Annotated in this window: 18 protein-coding genes; 3 read left to right on the top strand and 15 right to left on the bottom strand. The window is 68.6% G+C overall.

The genetic code is table 11. The features are described 5' to 3' along the window. Nucleotides 1–24: 24 nt before the first annotated feature. Complete coding sequence (locus C5E05_RS08920; protein ID WP_258064818.1) at nucleotides 25–1,137, bottom strand: acyl-CoA desaturase; 1,113 nt, start codon at nucleotides 1,135–1,137, stop codon at nucleotides 25–27. Nucleotides 1,138–1,243: 106 nt separating this feature from the next. Continuing rightward, entirely contained in the window at nucleotides 1,244–1,576 is a 333-nt protein-coding gene (locus C5E05_RS08915) for a helix-turn-helix domain-containing protein (RefSeq protein WP_104239962.1), read from the bottom strand. 64 nt (nucleotides 1,577–1,640) lie between these two features. On the opposite strand from C5E05_RS08915, the gene C5E05_RS08910 reads away from it, so the two are divergent. Next, entirely contained in the window at nucleotides 1,641–2,477 is an 837-nt protein-coding gene (locus tag C5E05_RS08910) for an SDR family oxidoreductase (protein ID WP_104341725.1), read from the top strand. A 97-nt stretch (nucleotides 2,478–2,574) separates the two neighbouring features. On the opposite strand, the gene C5E05_RS08905 is transcribed toward C5E05_RS08910, so the two are convergent. The 8 genes from C5E05_RS08905 to C5E05_RS08870 form a co-directional block, all read right to left on the bottom strand. Continuing rightward, the gene (locus tag C5E05_RS08905; protein WP_104341724.1) at nucleotides 2,575–3,126 is read right to left on the bottom strand and encodes a GNAT family N-acetyltransferase; all 552 of its coding nucleotides are present in this window, start codon (nucleotides 3,124–3,126) and stop codon (nucleotides 2,575–2,577) included. Nucleotides 3,127–3,422: 296 nt separating this feature from the next. After that, on the bottom strand, nucleotides 3,423–4,220 hold the full coding sequence (locus C5E05_RS08900) for an Abi family protein (protein ID WP_258064817.1): 798 nt from the start codon (nucleotides 4,218–4,220) through the stop codon (nucleotides 3,423–3,425). A gap of 153 nt (nucleotides 4,221–4,373) precedes the next feature. Next, complete coding sequence (locus C5E05_RS08895; protein ID WP_104341722.1) at nucleotides 4,374–4,877, bottom strand: hypothetical protein; 504 nt, start codon at nucleotides 4,875–4,877, stop codon at nucleotides 4,374–4,376. Nucleotides 4,878–4,969: 92 nt separating this feature from the next. Continuing rightward, nucleotides 4,970–5,509 carry a hypothetical protein gene (locus C5E05_RS08890; protein ID WP_104341721.1) on the bottom strand — a complete coding sequence of 180 codons (540 nt, stop codon included), beginning with the start codon at nucleotides 5,507–5,509 and terminating at the stop codon, nucleotides 4,970–4,972. Further along, complete coding sequence (locus tag C5E05_RS08885) at nucleotides 5,506–5,898, bottom strand: PadR family transcriptional regulator (protein ID WP_104239880.1); 393 nt, start codon at nucleotides 5,896–5,898, stop codon at nucleotides 5,506–5,508. The genes C5E05_RS08890 and C5E05_RS08885 overlap by 4 nt, the downstream gene beginning before the upstream one ends. Nucleotides 5,899–5,993: 95 nt before the next feature. Continuing rightward, the gene (locus C5E05_RS08880) at nucleotides 5,994–6,632 is read right to left on the bottom strand and encodes an ABC-2 transporter permease (RefSeq protein ID WP_181059478.1); all 639 of its coding nucleotides are present in this window, start codon (nucleotides 6,630–6,632) and stop codon (nucleotides 5,994–5,996) included. Beyond that, nucleotides 6,629–7,477 carry an ABC transporter ATP-binding protein gene (locus tag C5E05_RS08875; RefSeq protein ID WP_181059476.1) on the bottom strand — a complete coding sequence of 283 codons (849 nt, stop codon included), beginning with the start codon at nucleotides 7,475–7,477 and terminating at the stop codon, nucleotides 6,629–6,631. The genes C5E05_RS08880 and C5E05_RS08875 overlap by 4 nt, the downstream gene beginning before the upstream one ends. After that, complete coding sequence (locus C5E05_RS08870; protein WP_228496687.1) at nucleotides 7,470–7,817, bottom strand: GntR family transcriptional regulator; 348 nt, start codon at nucleotides 7,815–7,817, stop codon at nucleotides 7,470–7,472. Before C5E05_RS08870 ends, C5E05_RS08875 begins: the two co-directional genes overlap by 8 nt. 184 nt (nucleotides 7,818–8,001) lie before the next feature. Here C5E05_RS08870 and C5E05_RS08865 point away from each other — a divergent pair, with 184 nt between their 5' ends. Further along, the gene (locus C5E05_RS08865; RefSeq protein WP_104341719.1) at nucleotides 8,002–8,919 is read left to right on the top strand and encodes a MerR family transcriptional regulator; all 918 of its coding nucleotides are present in this window, start codon (nucleotides 8,002–8,004) and stop codon (nucleotides 8,917–8,919) included. A gap of 91 nt (nucleotides 8,920–9,010) precedes the next feature. Continuing rightward, a complete protein-coding gene (locus C5E05_RS08860; protein ID WP_104341718.1) occupies nucleotides 9,011–10,831 on the top strand; it encodes a carboxylesterase/lipase family protein in 1,821 nt (606 codons plus the stop codon). Between the two features lie 21 nt (nucleotides 10,832–10,852). Here C5E05_RS08860 and C5E05_RS08855 read toward each other — a convergent pair whose 3' ends face one another. The 5 genes from C5E05_RS08855 to C5E05_RS08835 all read right to left on the bottom strand — a co-directional run bounded on the left by C5E05_RS08855 (nucleotide 10,853) and on the right by C5E05_RS08835 (nucleotide 16,274). After that, nucleotides 10,853–12,646, bottom strand: a complete 1,794-nt coding sequence (locus C5E05_RS08855; protein ID WP_181059474.1) for a cell wall metabolism sensor histidine kinase WalK — start codon at nucleotides 12,644–12,646, stop codon at nucleotides 10,853–10,855. Between the two features lie 68 nt (nucleotides 12,647–12,714). Beyond that, a complete protein-coding gene (locus tag C5E05_RS08850; protein ID WP_104341716.1) occupies nucleotides 12,715–13,902 on the bottom strand; it encodes an ABC transporter permease in 1,188 nt (395 codons plus the stop codon). Next, nucleotides 13,895–14,617 (bottom strand): ABC transporter ATP-binding protein, encoded by a 723-nt coding sequence (locus tag C5E05_RS08845; protein WP_104341715.1) that lies wholly within the window; start codon nucleotides 14,615–14,617, stop codon nucleotides 13,895–13,897. The genes C5E05_RS08850 and C5E05_RS08845 overlap by 8 nt, the downstream gene beginning before the upstream one ends. Continuing rightward, nucleotides 14,614–15,657 carry a peptidoglycan-binding protein gene (locus C5E05_RS08840; protein ID WP_104307359.1) on the bottom strand — a complete coding sequence of 348 codons (1,044 nt, stop codon included), beginning with the start codon at nucleotides 15,655–15,657 and terminating at the stop codon, nucleotides 14,614–14,616. The genes C5E05_RS08845 and C5E05_RS08840 overlap by 4 nt, the downstream gene beginning before the upstream one ends. After that, nucleotides 15,654–16,274, bottom strand: a complete 621-nt coding sequence (locus C5E05_RS08835; protein WP_104341714.1) for a hypothetical protein — start codon at nucleotides 16,272–16,274, stop codon at nucleotides 15,654–15,656. The genes C5E05_RS08840 and C5E05_RS08835 overlap by 4 nt, the downstream gene beginning before the upstream one ends. Nucleotides 16,275–16,325 lie beyond the last annotated feature (51 nt).

Below are 16,325 nucleotides of genomic sequence, written 5' to 3'. Positions count from 1 at the left end.
ATCGAGGCAAGTGGGCGTGGTCGCCTATCGGCGCCGGAAGTCGCCGGCGACGGGGCAGTCGAACGGGTCGCGAGCGTGCAGCCCCACCCGGTTGAGGTACTCGACCACGATGCGGTACGACTCCAGGAGCGAGGTCTCCGCGTACGGCACGTCCTGCTCTTCGCAGTAGGCGCGCACGATCTCGCGAGCACGGGCGAGGTGCGGCCTCGGCATGCTCGGGAAGAGGTGGTGCTCGATCTGGTAGTTGAGTCCGCCCATGAGCGCACTGGCCCACCAGCCGCCCCGCACGTTGCGCGAGGTGAGGACCTGCCTGCTGAAGAAGTCGAGCTTCACGTCGGCGGGGATGAGCGGCATGCCCTTGTGGTTGGGCGCGAACGACGCCCCCATGTAGACCCCGAACACGGCCATCTGCACGGCGACGAAGGCGAACGCCATGCCGAGCGGGAGCATCCAGAAGATCGCGCCGAGGTAGATCGCGAAGCGGACCGCGATCATCGTCAGCTCCACCCACCGACCCGTGATCTTCTCCCTGGCGAAGAGCGACTTGATGGACCGGAAGTGGAGGTTGTAGCCCTCGAACGTCAGCAGCGGGAAGAACAGGTACCCCTGCTTGCGGGTGATCAGCGCCAGCAGGCCCCGTTGCTCGCTCGCCGACTCCTCCGTGAAGGAGATCGTGTCGAAGTCGATGTCGGGATCCTTCCCCTTCTTGTTGGGGTTGGCGTGGTGACGCGTGTGCTTCGTCATCCACCAGCTGTAGCTCATCCCGACGATGCCGGCCGCGAGGAAACGACCGAGCCGGTCGTTCGCCCGCCCCGAGGTCAGGACCTGGCGGTGGGAGGCTTCGTGAGCGAGGAACGCGAACTGCGTGAAGATGACCCCGAGTGCCGCCGCGATGAGCAGCTGGAACCAGCTGTCCCCGAGCAGGATGAACCCCGTGATCGCGGCGGCGAGCGCGACCAGAAGGCCTGCTGCGAGAGCGCCGTAGAACCCGAGCGTGCGTTCGAGGAGTCCCTCCCCACGGATCGCCTTCGAGACTGCGCCATAGCTCTGCGTGATCCGGGGAGTCTTCTCTCCCTTGGTCGTCCGGCGAACCGCGCCGTAGCTGCTTGGGGTGAGTTTTGACGCGGGCGACTGCACGGCCGGCTCCTTGCTCGGTCGGCACGAGGCATCAGGCGAACCTCGTGACATGGCTAGCAATTCCGAGCAAGGATCTTAGTAGAACGGTGATGGCGGAGCTAACCGGTCACTCCGCGTTGGCGACTTCCGGCACGGACAGGGCCCACGCGTTCATGGCGTCGAGGACCGTCCGCAGCTGCTCACCGACCTCGGTCAGCTCGTAGACGACCCTCGGCGGGATCTCCGGGTAGGACGTCCGTGTGACGAGCCCGTTGGCCTCGAAGCGCCGCAGCCGGTTCGTGAGCGTGTGCGCACTGATGCCGGGGAGGCGGTCTTTGATCTCGGTGAATCGGAGGGGGCCGTGGAGCAGTTCCCGCACGATCAGGGTGGCCCATGGCCCTTCGAGGAGTACGAGGAATCGGGCGACACCGCACTCGGGGAGATCGTCGCATCGTGGCATGAGTTTGAGCGTATCCCTTTAGTGCAGTTGACGTAACCGATGCATCCTGTGCACTAATGGACGCATGACCTACTTGATTCATGGCGCCACTGGTGCCCAGGGCGCCCCCGTCATCGCAGCCCTCGCCCAGGCCGACCTCGATGTCACTGCCGCGGTTCGCACACCGAGCTCCTATGCCGGCCCGGGAACGGCAGTTGCCGTCGACTTCACCGACGCCGCCTCGCTGGCCGACGCGTATCGCAGAGTTCAGGGGATCTTCGTCCACCTGCCGATCGGATCGCCTGCCGACCAGCTGTCGGCAGCGAACGCGGTCGCCGACGCCGCCGAGGCGTCGACTCCGGCCCGAGTCGTGGTCTCCACGAGCGGGTACACGCTGGAGGACCCAGAGAGCGCGCTCGCCGTGCTGGTGCGCAGGCTCGAGGAAGCCGAGATCTCGACCGCCATCGTGCAGCCCCGCCTCTACCTCGAGAACCTCCTGCTGCCGTTCGTCGTCGAGTCGGTGCAGGAGCGTGGCGTTCTCAGCTACCCCATCCGTGCGGACTATGCGGTCTCTTGGAGCTCCCACCTCGACGTCGCTGACGTCGTCGTCGGACTGCTGCAGGACGATGCGATCACCGGAATCGTCGGCGTCGGCGCCCTCCCCGGTCTGCTCGGCGACGATCTGGCGCAGAGTTTCGCAGCGCACCTTGGTCGTCCGGTCAGCTTCGAGAGTCGTGATCCGGATGCGTTCGGAGAGGACCTCGCGCGTGTCATCGGTCCCGGTGCTGCGCCCGTCGTCGACTCCTACAAGTGGCGAGCCACGCAGGCCCACGAGGTCATCGAGGAGGCGATGAGCGCGCAGCGGCGCCTCGGCATCACGCCTCGCTCCGTCGCAGAGTGGCTGGGGCAGCTGGGCGTCTAGTCCAGGCGTCGCCTCCAGGTCGGGCGGCTGGCCCCGCGTATCCGTCGCTGAGGCCAGCCGCCCCAGGTCCTTCTCGGTCAGCGCTTCTTCGGCATGACTAAGACAGGGGCTTTGTGTGTCGGAGTTCGACGAGCGCGCGTGCGCTGCCCTCATCCGCGATCTTGCTGGCGCCGTCCGCACGCCAGCCCTGTCGCTCGTAGAAGCCGATCGCCCGCTCGTTGCCCGTCAGCACCCACACGTAGGCGTCCGAGTGGCCGGCCGTGCGGAGTTCTTGTTCGGCGCGACGGATGAGCGAAGCGCCGACCCCCGTCGACCAGTGGTCTGGATGCACGTATAGGCCACCGAGCTCCCCTCGGTGCCCATCGTCGGGGTCTCTCCCGGGCCCGAATGCGGCCCAGCCGACGATGCGTTCCCCGTCCTCGGCGACGAGCAGCCGATGCGGGCGCACGGCGTCGAGGTCCGTCGCATCGCCGCGCAGGGAGGCGGCGATCCACCGTGTCCAGCCGGCGGTGCGCTGCTCGACGCTCAGGGCGGCCAGCACCTCCGAGGGGATGAGGCCCGCGTAGGCCGCTCGCCACGAGTCGACGTGCACGATGGCGACTGCCCGCGCATCAGCTTCGGTCGCCCAACGCAGAGTGCCGCCTGTCATGCGATCACGCTATCGCTGATCGGGTCACCGGTTCCGAGGGGACGCTCTGCGAGCGTGCTCGGCGAGATAGGTGTGGCCCACCCAGGAAATCCTGCGCAAACGACCCACTGCGGACGGTGCGCTTCTCAGGCCCTCCAGACGCCGACATCGCGCCAATCGCCGGGAAACCCCATCTCACTGACAACCCGCCCGGGCAGCGCCGCGAACCCGCGCTCGACTTCCGACGCGACCTTGAGTGCCCAATTCGAGTCGGGCGCGGCAGCTGTCAAGATCTGCGCGATGACCGCGAGCGCTCCTTAGAGATCTTCGCTCTGTCCAGGAGGAAGGCTCTCCAACTCTTCGATGGTCCTCATTGCCCCTGTCGCAGCCGGGACGAGGGAGCGGTTCCAAAGGCGTCCATGATGGGCAGAGATATTGCGAACGACCGTCAGCTGCTCGCGCCACCGGGCGAACGGATGATGCTTGACGGCTTTGCCGCGTTGCCTGTGCGATAACCGGTCAAGTCGGAGACGAATACCCATGCCTTCAGCCACATCGAACTGGTCTGTTGCGCGCATTCCGTCGTAGAGCATCGATACGTCCGAGAAGTCGAGGACGTCGACGAGCACCCAGATCGGAATCACCCCAGCGTGATTCTGCATGTGATGGTTGATGAACATCGATCTGCGGGCCGCCCGCTTCACCCGTTCGTGCGTCTTGTCGACCCACGACGAGTGGTTGAAGGCATCCCGAAACAGGGACTTGTCCTCGTAGGACAAGGGGCCGTAGCGCCCGAGGACGTAGCTGACCTGACTGCGGAGCGCTACTTCGACCCGCTCGAGCCCGACGTGTACAAGAGAGCGAAGTTTGCGGTCAAGCTCGTACAGTGCCGCAACCTCTGAGAACTTGGTCCCCGGTTGGAACTGATCGGATCGTGAGGGCGCGCCCTCAGCGGTTGTCTCGAATCGACGCGACGTGTACCAGTACCCGCTCAACCGGTAGTAGTTGATCGACTTCAGCCACTGCTCGGGGTTGCCGTCGAGCTCCATGCCCCGGCTCTCGAGGAGCTGAGCCTGCTCTCCGATCGTGAGGTACTTCTTCGGTGAAGGTGACACTCTCGGCATCCTCTCGGACAAAAAAATCCAGCCCACACCGGTGGACCGGGCGGGCTGAACGATTGCCCCTAACTTAGCAGGGTTCGGCAGGGAGGCGTTAGCGCCCAGATACGCGAGACCCGTGGGTTCCGAATCGTCTCGGTGGCGGGATGCTCAGCGCAGCACTCCGCAGGCGGTGACCACGCGAAGCAGGACCTGTCCTTCGGTTCCAGCCGGGTAGCTCAGGAGGTACGACCCGGTCTCGTCTTCGATCAAGGTGTGCGAGCCAGTCGCAGGCCATGTGGAGCCGTCGGCATACTCGACCGTCTCACTCGCGGTGCCCGTGGAGGTCACGGCGTCGCCATACTCCTCTTGGAGTTTCGTGACGGTGTTCACGAGGTCGGTGGACGAGAACGTCGTCGCCCACACCCAACGACCGATTCTGGGTTCCTCGCCGGCGCAGGCTGAGACGTTGGGATCGGCTTCGATGAGCCCCGTTGCTTCCGGGAACTCCGCGACCATCCCCTCGGCCACCTCCCGCGATGCGTCGCGTACCTCGTTGAGGGAGAGCTTGAACTTCGGCGGCTCCGGTTCCGTGGGCGCAGTGGGCGAGCATCCAACGAGTGCTGCGAGCACGAGGGGGACGAGCAGCACTGGAGTGAATCGACGGAGGCGCATACCGACATTCTCCTCCAGAGTTCGGGTCATCGGTCATCGGTCATCGGCAGAGCTGTCGAGCTGGGCCAGATCGGGCCGGGTGTGCGTCGGATCTAGTGCTGGCCGGGCAGTGCCCAGCGGCGGCGGAGGTAGTCGGCGACGAAGATGTTGCCGAGGAGCGGCAGCACGGCGAAGATGATCACGCCGACGACCCACGCGTCTGTCCCGCGGAACGCGAAGATGCCGATGGTCGAGACGGCGATCACGGCGACAGACGCGAGGATGCCGTTCCTGCGCACTCGCGACGACCAGTGCTGGCTCGAGCCGATCATGATGAGTCCGGCCACCCAGCCGAGCACCGGCACCAGGTACCAGCCGGCGATGAGGGCGATGGACATGATGATCGGGTACGCGCGGCTCGGCCCGGTCCCTTCGGGCGAGGGCGTCTCCGCCATGGCGTCGGCTGCGATCGTGCTCGGTGCCCCGAGCTCTCGGATGCGGACTCGAGTCTCGTCGGCATCGAGGCCGCGGAGCGTGTCCGCGATGTCGTTGAGCACCTCGTCCCGGACCTGGGGCACCCCATCACGAAGCGCTGCTTGGAGCTCCTTCAGGTAGCTGCCTGCGATTTCGTTCTGCGATTCGAAAGGCTTCATCGGTCTCCTGCTTCCGTCTGGTCGCGTGAGCGGATGCTGTCGCTCGCGGTCGTGGTGGTGGTCGTTCGTGATTGCGTGACTTCCTCCACGGCGGAGGCGAACGGCGCCCACTGGGACCTGAACTGCTCCAACTCGGCGTGTCCCTGACTGGTGATGGCGTAGTACTTCCGGGGTCGCGCCGAATCGGAGTCGTCGGCGTGCGCGGCGATCAGCTCGCGCTCGCGCAGTCGAGTCATCAACGGGTAGAGCGTTCCGATGCTGCCGATGAGCCCGAGGGAGACCAGTCGTTCTGAGATCAGCCACCCGTACATGGGCCCCTGTTGAAGGAGTCCGAGGACGCAGTACTCTACGACGCCCTTGCGGAGTTGCGCACCGACTGAGGTTGTCATGCATTGCACTTTACTTTGTAATGCAAGGTATTGCAATGCATGCTGTTCGATGCGGGTCGCCAGGAATGCGGGAGTGGCGGAGTGCGGGAATGCGGTCAGCGCAGTTCGCGCGCCCGGTAGAAACGTGCAGCGAGACCGGTGCCCACGGTGATGCCGATGATGCCGATGGCGGCGCACGCCGCGACGATGCCCTCGAGGGGCAGGGCCGAGAACGTGTCGTCGCCGAGGACGCCGGTGGCCTGGCCCACCCAGGCTCCGCCCGCGATGACGATCACCGGGGCGTAGACCATGAAGCGTCCACGGGTGTAGCCGACGCGGAAGAGCACGGGGAGCTGCACGCCGACCGCCAGGCCGATGATCGCGAACGCCGCCGCGTAGTTCACGAGAAGCAGTTCGGGCGCGAGCTCGCGGTTGCGCACCCACGCCATGACGAACGTCACTGCTGTCGCGACGGCCACCGCGGCGAGGCCGTAGAGGAGCACCGAGATCGCGCGCCCGACGACAACTGCGCCCCGCGAGATCGGGAGCACTCCGTAGAGCGTGTCGAGTCGATCGCGTTCGTCTCCCAGGAAAGGGGCGGACAAGATCAGGGATGTGACGAGGGCGGATGCGGCGATGGCCATCCCCGGTAGCGGGAGCACGATGCCGACCAGGGCGATGAACGCGAGCAGCAGCAGCGTCTGCTTCTTGACGGCCCAGGACATCAGGTCGAAGCGAGTGAATGCGAGCGTCATGCTGTTGCCTCCTCGTGTGCGGCGGCCAGGTGGATGATGATGTCGTCGATGGTCGCCTCGTCGATCACGACCTCGGGCCCGTACTGCGGGGAGTCGTCGACGCGGATGAGCGCGGACCATCCCTGGCCCGTGTGCTGGGGGCCGAGTGCGCTCGCGGGCACGGTGCCTGTGCCGCGCGCGATGGCGTAGCTCCCCTTGACGTCGGGGAGTGGGCCTCGGCGCGCGATGCGCCCGCCCACGAGCACGATGAGGTCATCGGCGAGCTCGTCGAGGTCGGTCGTGATGTGCGTCGAGAACAGCACCGCGTGCCGCGCGTCGACCATGAACTCGCGGATCACGTCCGTGATCTCCCGGCGCGATGCCGGATCGAGTCCGCTCGAGGGCTCGTCGAGGATGAGGAGCTCCGGCTGCTGCGCGAGGGCGCACGAGAGCGCGAGCTTCACGCCCTGTCCGCGGGAGAGCTCACCGACTCGCCGCTTCTCGGGGATGCTGAACCGGTCGAGCAGCTGCGCGAAGCGGGCGTGATCCCACCTCGGGTAGAACGGGGCGAGCCTTCGGCCGAGCGACGTTACGCGCCAGTCCTCGGCGGCTGTCGGCCGGTCGAGGACGATGCCCGTCTTCGCGAGGGCCGTGCTCGCTCCAGCTGGGCCGCCGAAGACCTCGATGCGTCCCGCGTCGGGGGTGATCAGGCCAAGCAGGGAGCGGATGATCGTGGTCTTCCCGGCGCCGTTCGGGCCGACGAGTCCAACCACGGAACCGCGCGGGATGCTGAATGAGATGTCCTCGACCGTGAAGTCGGGTCGAGTGATGCGCAGGTCTGCGATCTGCGCTGCGTCGTCAGTCATTGTTCCTCCAAGCCTCATCAAGGCGTCGGTGCATTTCGTCGATGTCGATGTGGGCGCTTCGAGCTGCGATGAGCAGCTCGTGCAGTGCGGCGGCGACTCGTTCCTCCAGGGCTCCGGAGGCGATCGTGGGGTCGACCTCCAGCACGACGAATCCGCGGCCGTGCTCGTTGCGGACCAGGCCTTCGTGGACGAGGTCGTTGTACGCGCGAGTCACGGTGATGACACTCACTCGGAGGTCTGCCGCCAACTGGCGCAATGAAGGCAACGTCTCGCCTGCCGCGGCATCTCCGGACAGGATCGCCGACCGTACCTGCGTCTTGATCTGTTCGTAGATGGGCAACGAGGCGCTCGTTGAAATCAGTACTTTCCGCATGCGAACTCCACTGTACATAAACACCATAACACCAGAACAGTTCTCATTCTAGACCCCGCCGTCTCCGGCTCGGATCGACTGCGGACTTGCACCTTCCGCAGCGTCATGTGGTGCAGTGGATGCATCCAGCCACCCCCGAGGAAGGCCCCACATGCTGTCGTCGTTCATCCCGCCCCGCCAGGTCACGATCGGCGGAGCCGCCGAATTCGTCGGGACCACGCCCCGCGCGATTCGCCATTACCACCAGCTGGGGCTGATCCCGGAGCCGGCGCGGGGGAGCGACGACCGCCGCCGCTACGGCTACGACGAGATGATCCAGCTGCTGTGGATCCGTCGGATGGCCGACGCCGGCATCGCGCTCGACGACATCCGCGATGCCTTCGCGGACGCGAACGTGGCCGACTCAGCCGGCAGCGGCGGCGATGTCGCGCGCATCCTCGAGCGGCTGGAGGAGTCCCTCGTCGCGCGGCAGGCCGAACTCGAGCGGCAGCGGACGGCGGTGCAGCGCATGCGCGCGCAGGGCAGCAGGTTGGGTTTGCTCTCCGATGTCGTGAGCGACCGCCTGGCAGAGCTGCCAGAGGGGGCCCTGCGGCAGGAAGACCTGGACACCCTCCTCGTGACCGAGCGGATCTTCGGCGCACTCGGTGCTTCCGTCCAGGCATCCCGGTTCATCGCCCTGGCCACCCACCCGGAGCTGCGGGAGGAGGCCGACCGCATCGATGCCGCCGAGGAGGCGCTCGACGATACGGTCGCCGTCGACGACCCCCGCGTGGCTGAGGTGGCCGCTGAACGGGCCGCCTTCGAGGCCACCCTCAACGGGGTCATCGAGAGCTCCGGCCTCGCGCAGGCCGACAACGACCGCTTCGACGCCTGGGAGGAGTCACATCCTGCTCCTGCTCCTGCCGATGACCACGAGGGCGCGGAGGACGCCGCCGAAGATGCCGAAGACGCCCGTGCGGCGCGCGGAACGAGCCTCGCCGAGGCCGTCCAGATGATGCCGTACGACTTCTCCCCAGCGCGCTGGCGGAGCATGGAACTCGCCCAGGAACTGGCGCTCGAGCTCTACTGACCCACCACGACGCGAGTCAGCGTCGCGAACCCTGCCTCTGCGCAGGTCGAGGTGTGGTGAGGTATCTGAGAGCTGCAACGAGGAGAAGACCATGAGCAGTCCCCGAACTCCGCGCGATTCCCGGACACCGAAGGTCGGCGCCAAATGGTGGGTGCCGCTTGCGCTGGTCTCGGCCCTCGGCGGGGTTCTGGTCTGGCTCAACCAGGGGCTCTGGTGGGCCTGGCTGCTGGTGGGCGCCAGCGTGCTGCTCGTCGCGCTCGCGGCGCACACGTGGGGCTCTCGCCGGTGGTTCGTGCAGGTGCCGGCATGGCTGGTGTCCGCCTCCCTGGTCGCAGCGATTGCCATCGCGGCTGGTCCGCCGATCGTGACCCGGACCATCGATGGTCCGCACACCGCCACCGTGGCGACCGAGCAGGGAGCGGTGGTCGGGGTGCGCGACGAGGAAGCCGGGGTCGAGGCGTTCGCCGGCATACCGTACGCGGCCCCTCCCGTCGGCGACTTGCGGTGGGCGGCGCCGCAGCCCGCGCTTCCTCGCGCTGAGACCCTGATCGCGGACGATTTCGGCCCTTCTGCTGTGCAATCCGAGCCGTCGTTCTTCGTTCGCGCGGCGACGCAGGCAATGGATGTGCCGCTCGAGAACACCCTGCTCGGCGGCTACGCCACGGACGAGGATGCGCTGCGGCTCAACATCTGGCGCAGCAGTTCGGCGCAGCCCGAACAGCGGCTCCCGGTGCTGGTGTTCGTGCACGGTGGCTCATTCACCGGTGGGTCTGGGGCGCTTCCCGCCTACGACGGTGCCGCGCTGGCTGCTCGCGGCGAGGCAATCGTCATCACCATCAACTACCGTCTCGGCGTGTTCGGCTTCTTGGCGGATGAGGAGCTGGGGGACGAGGGCGGCAACCAGGGTCTGCGCGATCAGATCGCCGCGCTGCACTGGGTGCAGGACAACATCGCCGCGTTCGGGGGCGATCCCGGCCGGGTCACCGTGGCGGGGGAGTCGGCGGGCTCCGGCAGCGCCTGCATCCTCGGCGTCTCCCCGCTTGCTGCGGGGCTCGTCCACGGCCTCATCGGCGAGAGCGGCAGCTGTCTCGGAACGGCCGGCGACAGAGACGCCGGCGACCTGTACGACACCGCCGAGAACGCCCGCGCGGCCGCAGCCTCGTTGCAGGAAGCGCTCGGGGTCGCGAGTCTGGCCGAGCTGCGCGCACTGCCCTCCGAGGCGATCCAGGAAGCTGCGGCTTCGCTGTCGGCGCACTGGTGGCCGCACATCGACGGTGCGCTGCTCCCCGCCTCGCCCACCGAGATCTACGCCGCCGGCGCGCAGAATGACGTCCCGCTGCTCTTGGGCAGCAACGCGGACGAAGCCTCCCTGTCGTTGCTGGGGAGCCTGGACACGGACCCGGGCGCCTACGAGCAGGAAGCCCGCGAGACCTACGGCGCGGAGGCGGATGCCTACCTGCAGCTGTACCCGGGCGAGACCGCGGAGCAGGTGCTCGACTCGCGCGTGCGGGCGGAGACCGACAGGTCCATGATCAGCCCGACCCACGAGTGGGGCGTGAGCGCGGCGGCGACGGGTACCGGGAGCGTCTATCCGTACTTCTTCACGCGGGTGCCACCTGACCCCGCACTCGAGCGATTCGGCGCGTACCACGGGGCCGAGGTCATGTACGCGTACGGCAATCTGGGGGCCGATGGCGACGTCGCCTACGAGGCGATCGATCATCGTCTCGAGGCCGAGATGACCGGCTACTGGCTGGCCTTCGTCAGGACCGGCGACCCGAACGGCGATGCGCGGCCTGCCTGGCCCACGCTCCAGGCATCTCCCGATCACGTCCTCGAGCTCGGCGATGAGACCAGGGTCGTTCCGAGGCCGCGCCAGCAGGAGGTCGACTTCTGGCTGGCTCAGGGCTGATCCCGCTGCACGCGGAACCCGTCACTGTGGTCTGAGCGGAGGCAGCGACACCTCGAACCGGCTGCCCTCGCCGAGAGTGCTCCGCGCCTGGATCGTGCCGCCGAGCGCTTCGGCGAGGCTGCGGGCGATCGAGAGGCCGAGGCCGGTGCTCTGCCCTGCGCGGACTCGAGAAGGCTCCCCGCGCCAGAGGCGATCGAAGACGCGGGGGAGGTCGGCTGGGGCGATGCCCGTCCCGGTGTCGATCACGGCGATGCGCACCGTGCCGTCTGCTGTCGCCGCCTCGACGTCGACGCGTCCGCCGGACGGCGTGTGCCGGAGCGCGTTCGAGAGGAGGTTGTCGAGGATCTGCCGCAATCTGGCGGGATCGGTGGTGAGCGGCAGCTGCTCGGGGGTCGTGACGTTCAGCTCGACGCCTGCGGTGGCCGCGCGGGCTCGGTACGCCTCGGCGAGCTCCTGCACGACGGCGGCCGCATCGCACCGCGTGCGCTCCAGCACGAGGTCGCCGGACTCCGCGAGCGCGAGGAGCTGGAGGTCGCCGGTGATGCGTTCCATGCGACTGGCCTCGTCGAGCACCAGCCGCCGGAGCGCCGCATGTTCGAGGCCGAGTCCATCGTCCGCAGCCTCGACCCATCCGCGGATGTTCGTGAGCGGGCTGCGCAGCTCGTGAGCGATATCGCCGAGCAGGCGCCGGCGGGACGCTTCGTGTCCGGCGATCTCGCTGGACATGCGGTCGAATGCCGCACCGATCCCGGCGAGATCGTCGCGGGCATGCAGCCCCGTGCGAGCGTCGCGGTCACCGGTGCTGAAGCGATCGACGGCGGTCTCGAGTCGGCGCGCGCTCCGCAGGGTCGGCCCGATGATGAGCGCGGCGGCTGCCGACAGGAGCGCGAGCAGCACCACGATGAAGACTCCGAAGCGGGCGATCGATCCTGGGCTCGCGTCGAGCGGACCCTGCGGGCCGCCACGCTCGTCGGTGAGGACCACGTGCACCGCGGGCGCGGTCGTCGCCTCGGACTGGTCGATGCGCGCCTGCAGGAGGCACTCGTCTGCGGTATCGCCGCTCGCCGGGACGGTGCGCAGCGCGAGATGCGCGGAGTCGCTCGACGGGGGCAGGTCGAGCTCGACGTCGGCGACGAGAGGTGCATCTGCGGCGAGCATGCACGCGTTCGTGCGATCGCGGAGCTCGTCGAGGGCGGTCCGCTCGCTCGGCAGTGGCGTGTTCAGGGCCGCACGGCCGCAGTCTGGGGCGTCTTCTCCGCCGGCGACCACTGGGCGACCGCTCGCCCACACCGTCGTGTCGACGAGCGCGTCACCCAGGCACTCCACCACCGCGCTCGCCTGCCCTGTGAGCTGGTCGCGCTGCGTCTGATCGAGCAGGAAGGGCCCGGTGATTCCCTCGTGCAGCTGCGGCTCGAGCGTCACCGGGTCGGAGAGCGGCTCGAGCGGGTCGAGCAGCCGAGTGGAGCTCGCTGGGCGGGGCAGATCGGGCGCCGTGTCGGCGATGACCGTCCCCGCAGCGTCGATGACGGCGATGCGGCGCCCTGTCTCGTTGCCCAGGAGCAGCAGCGTTGGCCCGACGGTGCTCCAGTCGGTGTGGCTCCCAGCCCAGTTCGTGAGCTCGTCGATCACCTGCTCGTCCCGCATGAGCGCGGCGCCGGACGCCTGCTCGTCGTAGCGGTACTCGGAGGTCTCCGCGAGCCAGATCGTGCCGCCCGCCGACGCGATGACGAGCAGTACTCCAGCCGCGAGGTAGCGGGCGAGCAGCCGGGGCACACGTCGGGCGCCCGCGGCCCCGGCTCTTTTGCTTCTGCTCATGTCGTCTGCCATGCTCTCATCGCTGTTCGCCCGGAATGGTATCCGCGCACGGTCGACGCCCTGCCTGCTCACGTCGCGGCGAGGGCCGCCGTCGGCGACTGTCGCGCGGCGCGGATCGAGGGGGCGAGTCCGGCGACTGCGCCTGTCGCAAGCGCCGCTGTCATACCTGCCACGATCGTCTCCACCGGAACGACCAGCGGCCACCCCTGCACGACGCTCCAAGCTGCGGTGCCGAGCAGCCCGAGCGGCACTCCGGATGCGCCGCCCAGCGCGCAGAGCAGGATCGCCTCCAGGAGGAACTGGGCCCGGATCTGCCCGCGGTGTGCGCCGAGCGCGCGTCGCAGGCCGATCTCCCGGCGACGCTCGAGCACGGAGACGAACATCGTGTTCGCGATGCCGATGCCGCCGATCACGAGCGCGACCGCGGCGAGCGCGAGGAACAGCCCATCGAAGTTGGAACGGGCGGCGTCCTTCGCGGCGAGGACGGCCGAGGGCTGACTCACCTGCACGAGCCCGCTCGCCCCCGGGGAGAGGGTCGCGGCGACGACCGGACGCAGCGCCTCGATCGACGCCTCGTCTCCGGTGACGTAGGCGACCGTCGGTGCGCCATCGAAGCCGAGCCAGCGCTGCGCCGCAGCATCGTCGACGAGGACCGCTGACTGCAGGTCGCCGGAGAGCGGCGTCGCGGAAAGCACTCCGATGACGGTGAACGCGACGCCGCCGACGTCGATCGTGACGGGACGGTCGGGGAGCTGGGACAGGCCGAGCCGCTCAGCGGCGTCGATGCCGAGCACCGCTGTGGGCAGGTCGCTCTCTGCCAGCCAGCGACCGGAGGTCACCTCCGCCCTGAGCACCGCGGGGAGGTCACCGCGAACGGCGAGCGTCGTCAGCCCGGTCTCCGGGTACTCGCGGAGCTCGTTGCTGCGAATGGGGGCGTGGGCATTGCCGACCGTCGCGGCATCGGTCACGGCCCCGATGCGCTGCAGCATGCCGAGCGCCTCGGCCGGAAGCGGGACGGGGTCTCCGTCGGCACCTGCACGTGGGTCGGCGCGCAGCAGGTCCGCGCCGAGCGCGGTGAGCTGTTCGTCGAGCGCGGCCTGCGAGGACGCGGGCACCGCGGTGACGGTCACCAGCGTGGCGATGCCGATGGCGATGCCGATGGTGGAGAGCACGGCGCGCAGCGGCCGAGTGCGAAGCCCGACCGTGCCCACCTCGAGCAGGTCTCGGAGGCCGAGGCGTCTGCGGCGCTCACGCATGCTCCACCGCCTCGGTACCGGCGTCGGTGGTGGTGGCGGTGTTCGTGTCGGCGACGATGCGGCCGTCGCTCAGCTCGACACGGCGCGGCAGTCGCGTGGCGAGCTCGACGTCGTGGGTGATGACGACGACGGTGGTGCCCTCGTCGTGCAGCCGCTCGAGCAGGCTGAGCACACGTTCGCCGTTCGCGGTGTCGAGGGCGCCGGTCGGTTCGTCGGCGAGGACGACGAGCGGATCGGTCACGATCGCCCTGGCGATGGCGACTCGCTGCCGTTCGCCGCCGGAGAGCTCCTGCGCCGCGTGCCCCATGCGGTGCTCGAGCCCCACGCGCTCGAGCGCCGCGCGTGCGAGATCGCGGCGCGCTCGCCTCGGAACGCCGCTGTAGAGGAGCGCCATCATGACGTTCTGCTCGGCGGTCACGCCGTCGCTCAGGTGGAAGCCCTGGAAGACGAACCCGATCGTGCTGCCCCGCAGGGTGGAGAGCGCACGATCCGTGAGATTTCGGGTGTCGGTCCCGCCGATGCGAACCGCACCGCTCGTGGGGCGGTCGAGCGTGCCGAGCACGTTGAGCAGCGTTGACTTGCCGGCGCCGGAGCGTCCGACGATCGCGGTGAGCTCACCGGGGTCGATCTGCAGCGAGACGTCGTCGAGGGCGACGACTCCACCGGGGTGGATGCGGCTGACTCGCTCGAGCTCGAGTGCAGGCGTCGTCGTCATCGTGCCGACACCACCGTCATGCCGGCGTCGATTCCCTCGCCGCTGACCTCGACGCGGTCGTCCGCGATCAGACCGATCTCGACGCCGTGCAGTCCGCCCCGGTCGTCCTGCAGGGCGTACCCGCCTTCGGCGAGGGCGACAAGCGAGGCCACGGGGACGATCAGCACGTCCTGCACCGATCTGGTGACGATGCGGATGGTCACGGCGGCAGCGTCGACGCCGTCGAGGGCGGCCTGATCGTCGATCGCGACGATTGCGTCGACCTTCGCCTCGGCCCCCTCGCCGGTCGTGTTCACGCTGTCGATGGAACCGTCGACGACGCGTCCATCCGGCAGCTCGATCGTGGCTCGTGCACCGGCGCCGATCACCCCCGCGTCCTGCGCCGGGACGGACGCCTCGACGACGCGCCTCGTGAGCGTCACCGTGTATGGCTGGCCAGCCGCAGTGTCGCCGAGGCGGGCGCTCACGGCGGCGACGCGACTCGACGCGCTCAGGACGACCACGTCGGCGGGTCCGAGGATGCCGGTGCGCTCGACGCCGAGCGACTCCTGCCAGTCCCGCACTGCCTGCTTGAAGTGCTTCCCCGTCTCGAACGTGTCGATGTCGCTGGGATACAGGTAGCCGAGGTCCATCAGGTTCGACGCGACCATGCTGACATCGGCCCCCTCCATCTTCGGCTTGTCGATCGCGCGGTAGAGCGGAACCTCGCCGATGAGCACGGGCACCGGGCGCTCGTTCGCGCGCAGGGCCACCGACCCCCGATCAAGGACTTCGCCCGCCTCGGGCAGCCAGGTGATGATGCCATCCGCCTTCGTCGTCACGGGGGCCGCGGCGCCGAAGCCGACGGCACCGTCGAGGCGAGCGGTCTGCACGAGCTCGCCACGCTCGACGACCGTGGTGGACGGCGCGGCTGTCTCCTCCACGGGGGCTGCCTCATTCGCGGGCCGGAGCACCAGGGCGGCACCGCCGGCGCCCGCGGCGAGCGCGGAGCAGACCGCGAGCGCGACGATGAGCGCGGTGCGGCGACGACCTCTCGTCATGCAGCGCTCCCATCCGATTCGGAGGCCACACAGGCATCCACGTACTGCATGCCAAGCGAGATCGAGGTGGCATCGTTCGTCTCACCGCCGAAGGCGATATTGATCCGGCCGAACTGGTCCGCCTCCGCGATCTCGACCTCGCGGACGCCGCGATCGTGCAGGCAGTCCACCACGCCCTGCGCGAACCGCAGCGCATCCGGGTTCTGCACGTCGAGCTCCCACGGAGGCAGCGGCGCCACGCGCAGGCAGAGAGCCTCGGCCTCGGCGGCCTTCACCGGATCCCCACCGTCGCTGGCGCTGACCGAGTCTCCGCCGCCGCCCACGGGGGCGTCCTGCGGTGCATCGGTGTGGTCTTCGAGGCAGCGATCCCGCGCCTTCCAGGCGTCCGCCTCCTCTTCGTCCGACATGTCGAGACGCAGGCGCACCGGCTCGCCGTACTCCGCGATGAGCGCATCGGCTGCCTCGGTCGGGGCCGGAGCGGCCGTCTCCAACGTCGCGATGCCGGTGTCACCCTCAGGGCTCTGGTCGGCTGAGGGTGCGGAGCACGCGGCGAGCACTCCGACGAGCGCGATGGCGCCTGCTGCGGCGGTCAGGGATCGGTGGGTGATGCGGAGCATGAGTCCTCCTCGTGTCGTGAGCGGCCGTGACCCACGCTCGTCCTCGGATGT

Origin of the sequence: Pseudoclavibacter sp. AY1H1 (assembly GCF_002931055.1) — a bacterium.
Taxonomy (GTDB): domain Bacteria; phylum Actinomycetota; class Actinomycetes; order Actinomycetales; family Microbacteriaceae; genus Pseudoclavibacter.
This window is presented reverse-complemented; position numbering and strand designations above follow the sequence as displayed.

Coding starts and splice junctions, on each gene's coding strand:
- C5E05_RS08865 (WP_104341719.1), top strand. CDS start 8,002: ATGCTGTCGTCGTTCATCCCGCCCCGCCAGGTCACGATCGGCGGAGCC.
- C5E05_RS08875 (WP_181059476.1), bottom strand. CDS start 7,477: ATGACTGACGACGCAGCGCAGATCGCAGACCTGCGCATCACTCGACCC.
- C5E05_RS08860 (WP_104341718.1), top strand. CDS start 9,011: ATGAGCAGTCCCCGAACTCCGCGCGATTCCCGGACACCGAAGGTCGGC.
- C5E05_RS08885 (WP_104239880.1), bottom strand. CDS start 5,898: ATGACAACCTCAGTCGGTGCGCAACTCCGCAAGGGCGTCGTAGAGTAC.
- C5E05_RS08910 (WP_104341725.1), top strand. CDS start 1,641: ATGACCTACTTGATTCATGGCGCCACTGGTGCCCAGGGCGCCCCCGTC.
- C5E05_RS08845 (WP_104341715.1), bottom strand. CDS start 14,617: ATGACGACGACGCCTGCACTCGAGCTCGAGCGAGTCAGCCGCATCCAC.
- C5E05_RS08840 (WP_104307359.1), bottom strand. CDS start 15,657: ATGACGAGAGGTCGTCGCCGCACCGCGCTCATCGTCGCGCTCGCGGTC.
- C5E05_RS08850 (WP_104341716.1), bottom strand. CDS start 13,902: ATGCGTGAGCGCCGCAGACGCCTCGGCCTCCGAGACCTGCTCGAGGTG.
- C5E05_RS08905 (WP_104341724.1), bottom strand. CDS start 3,126: ATGACAGGCGGCACTCTGCGTTGGGCGACCGAAGCTGATGCGCGGGCA.
- C5E05_RS08880 (WP_181059478.1), bottom strand. CDS start 6,632: ATGACGCTCGCATTCACTCGCTTCGACCTGATGTCCTGGGCCGTCAAG.
- C5E05_RS08835 (WP_104341714.1), bottom strand. CDS start 16,274: ATGCTCCGCATCACCCACCGATCCCTGACCGCCGCAGCAGGCGCCATC.
- C5E05_RS08855 (WP_181059474.1), bottom strand. CDS start 12,646: ATGAGCAGAAGCAAAAGAGCCGGGGCCGCGGGCGCCCGACGTGTGCCC.
- C5E05_RS08890 (WP_104341721.1), bottom strand. CDS start 5,509: ATGAAGCCTTTCGAATCGCAGAACGAAATCGCAGGCAGCTACCTGAAG.
- C5E05_RS08895 (WP_104341722.1), bottom strand. CDS start 4,877: ATGCGCCTCCGTCGATTCACTCCAGTGCTGCTCGTCCCCCTCGTGCTC.
- C5E05_RS08915 (WP_104239962.1), bottom strand. CDS start 1,576: ATGCCACGATGCGACGATCTCCCCGAGTGCGGTGTCGCCCGATTCCTC.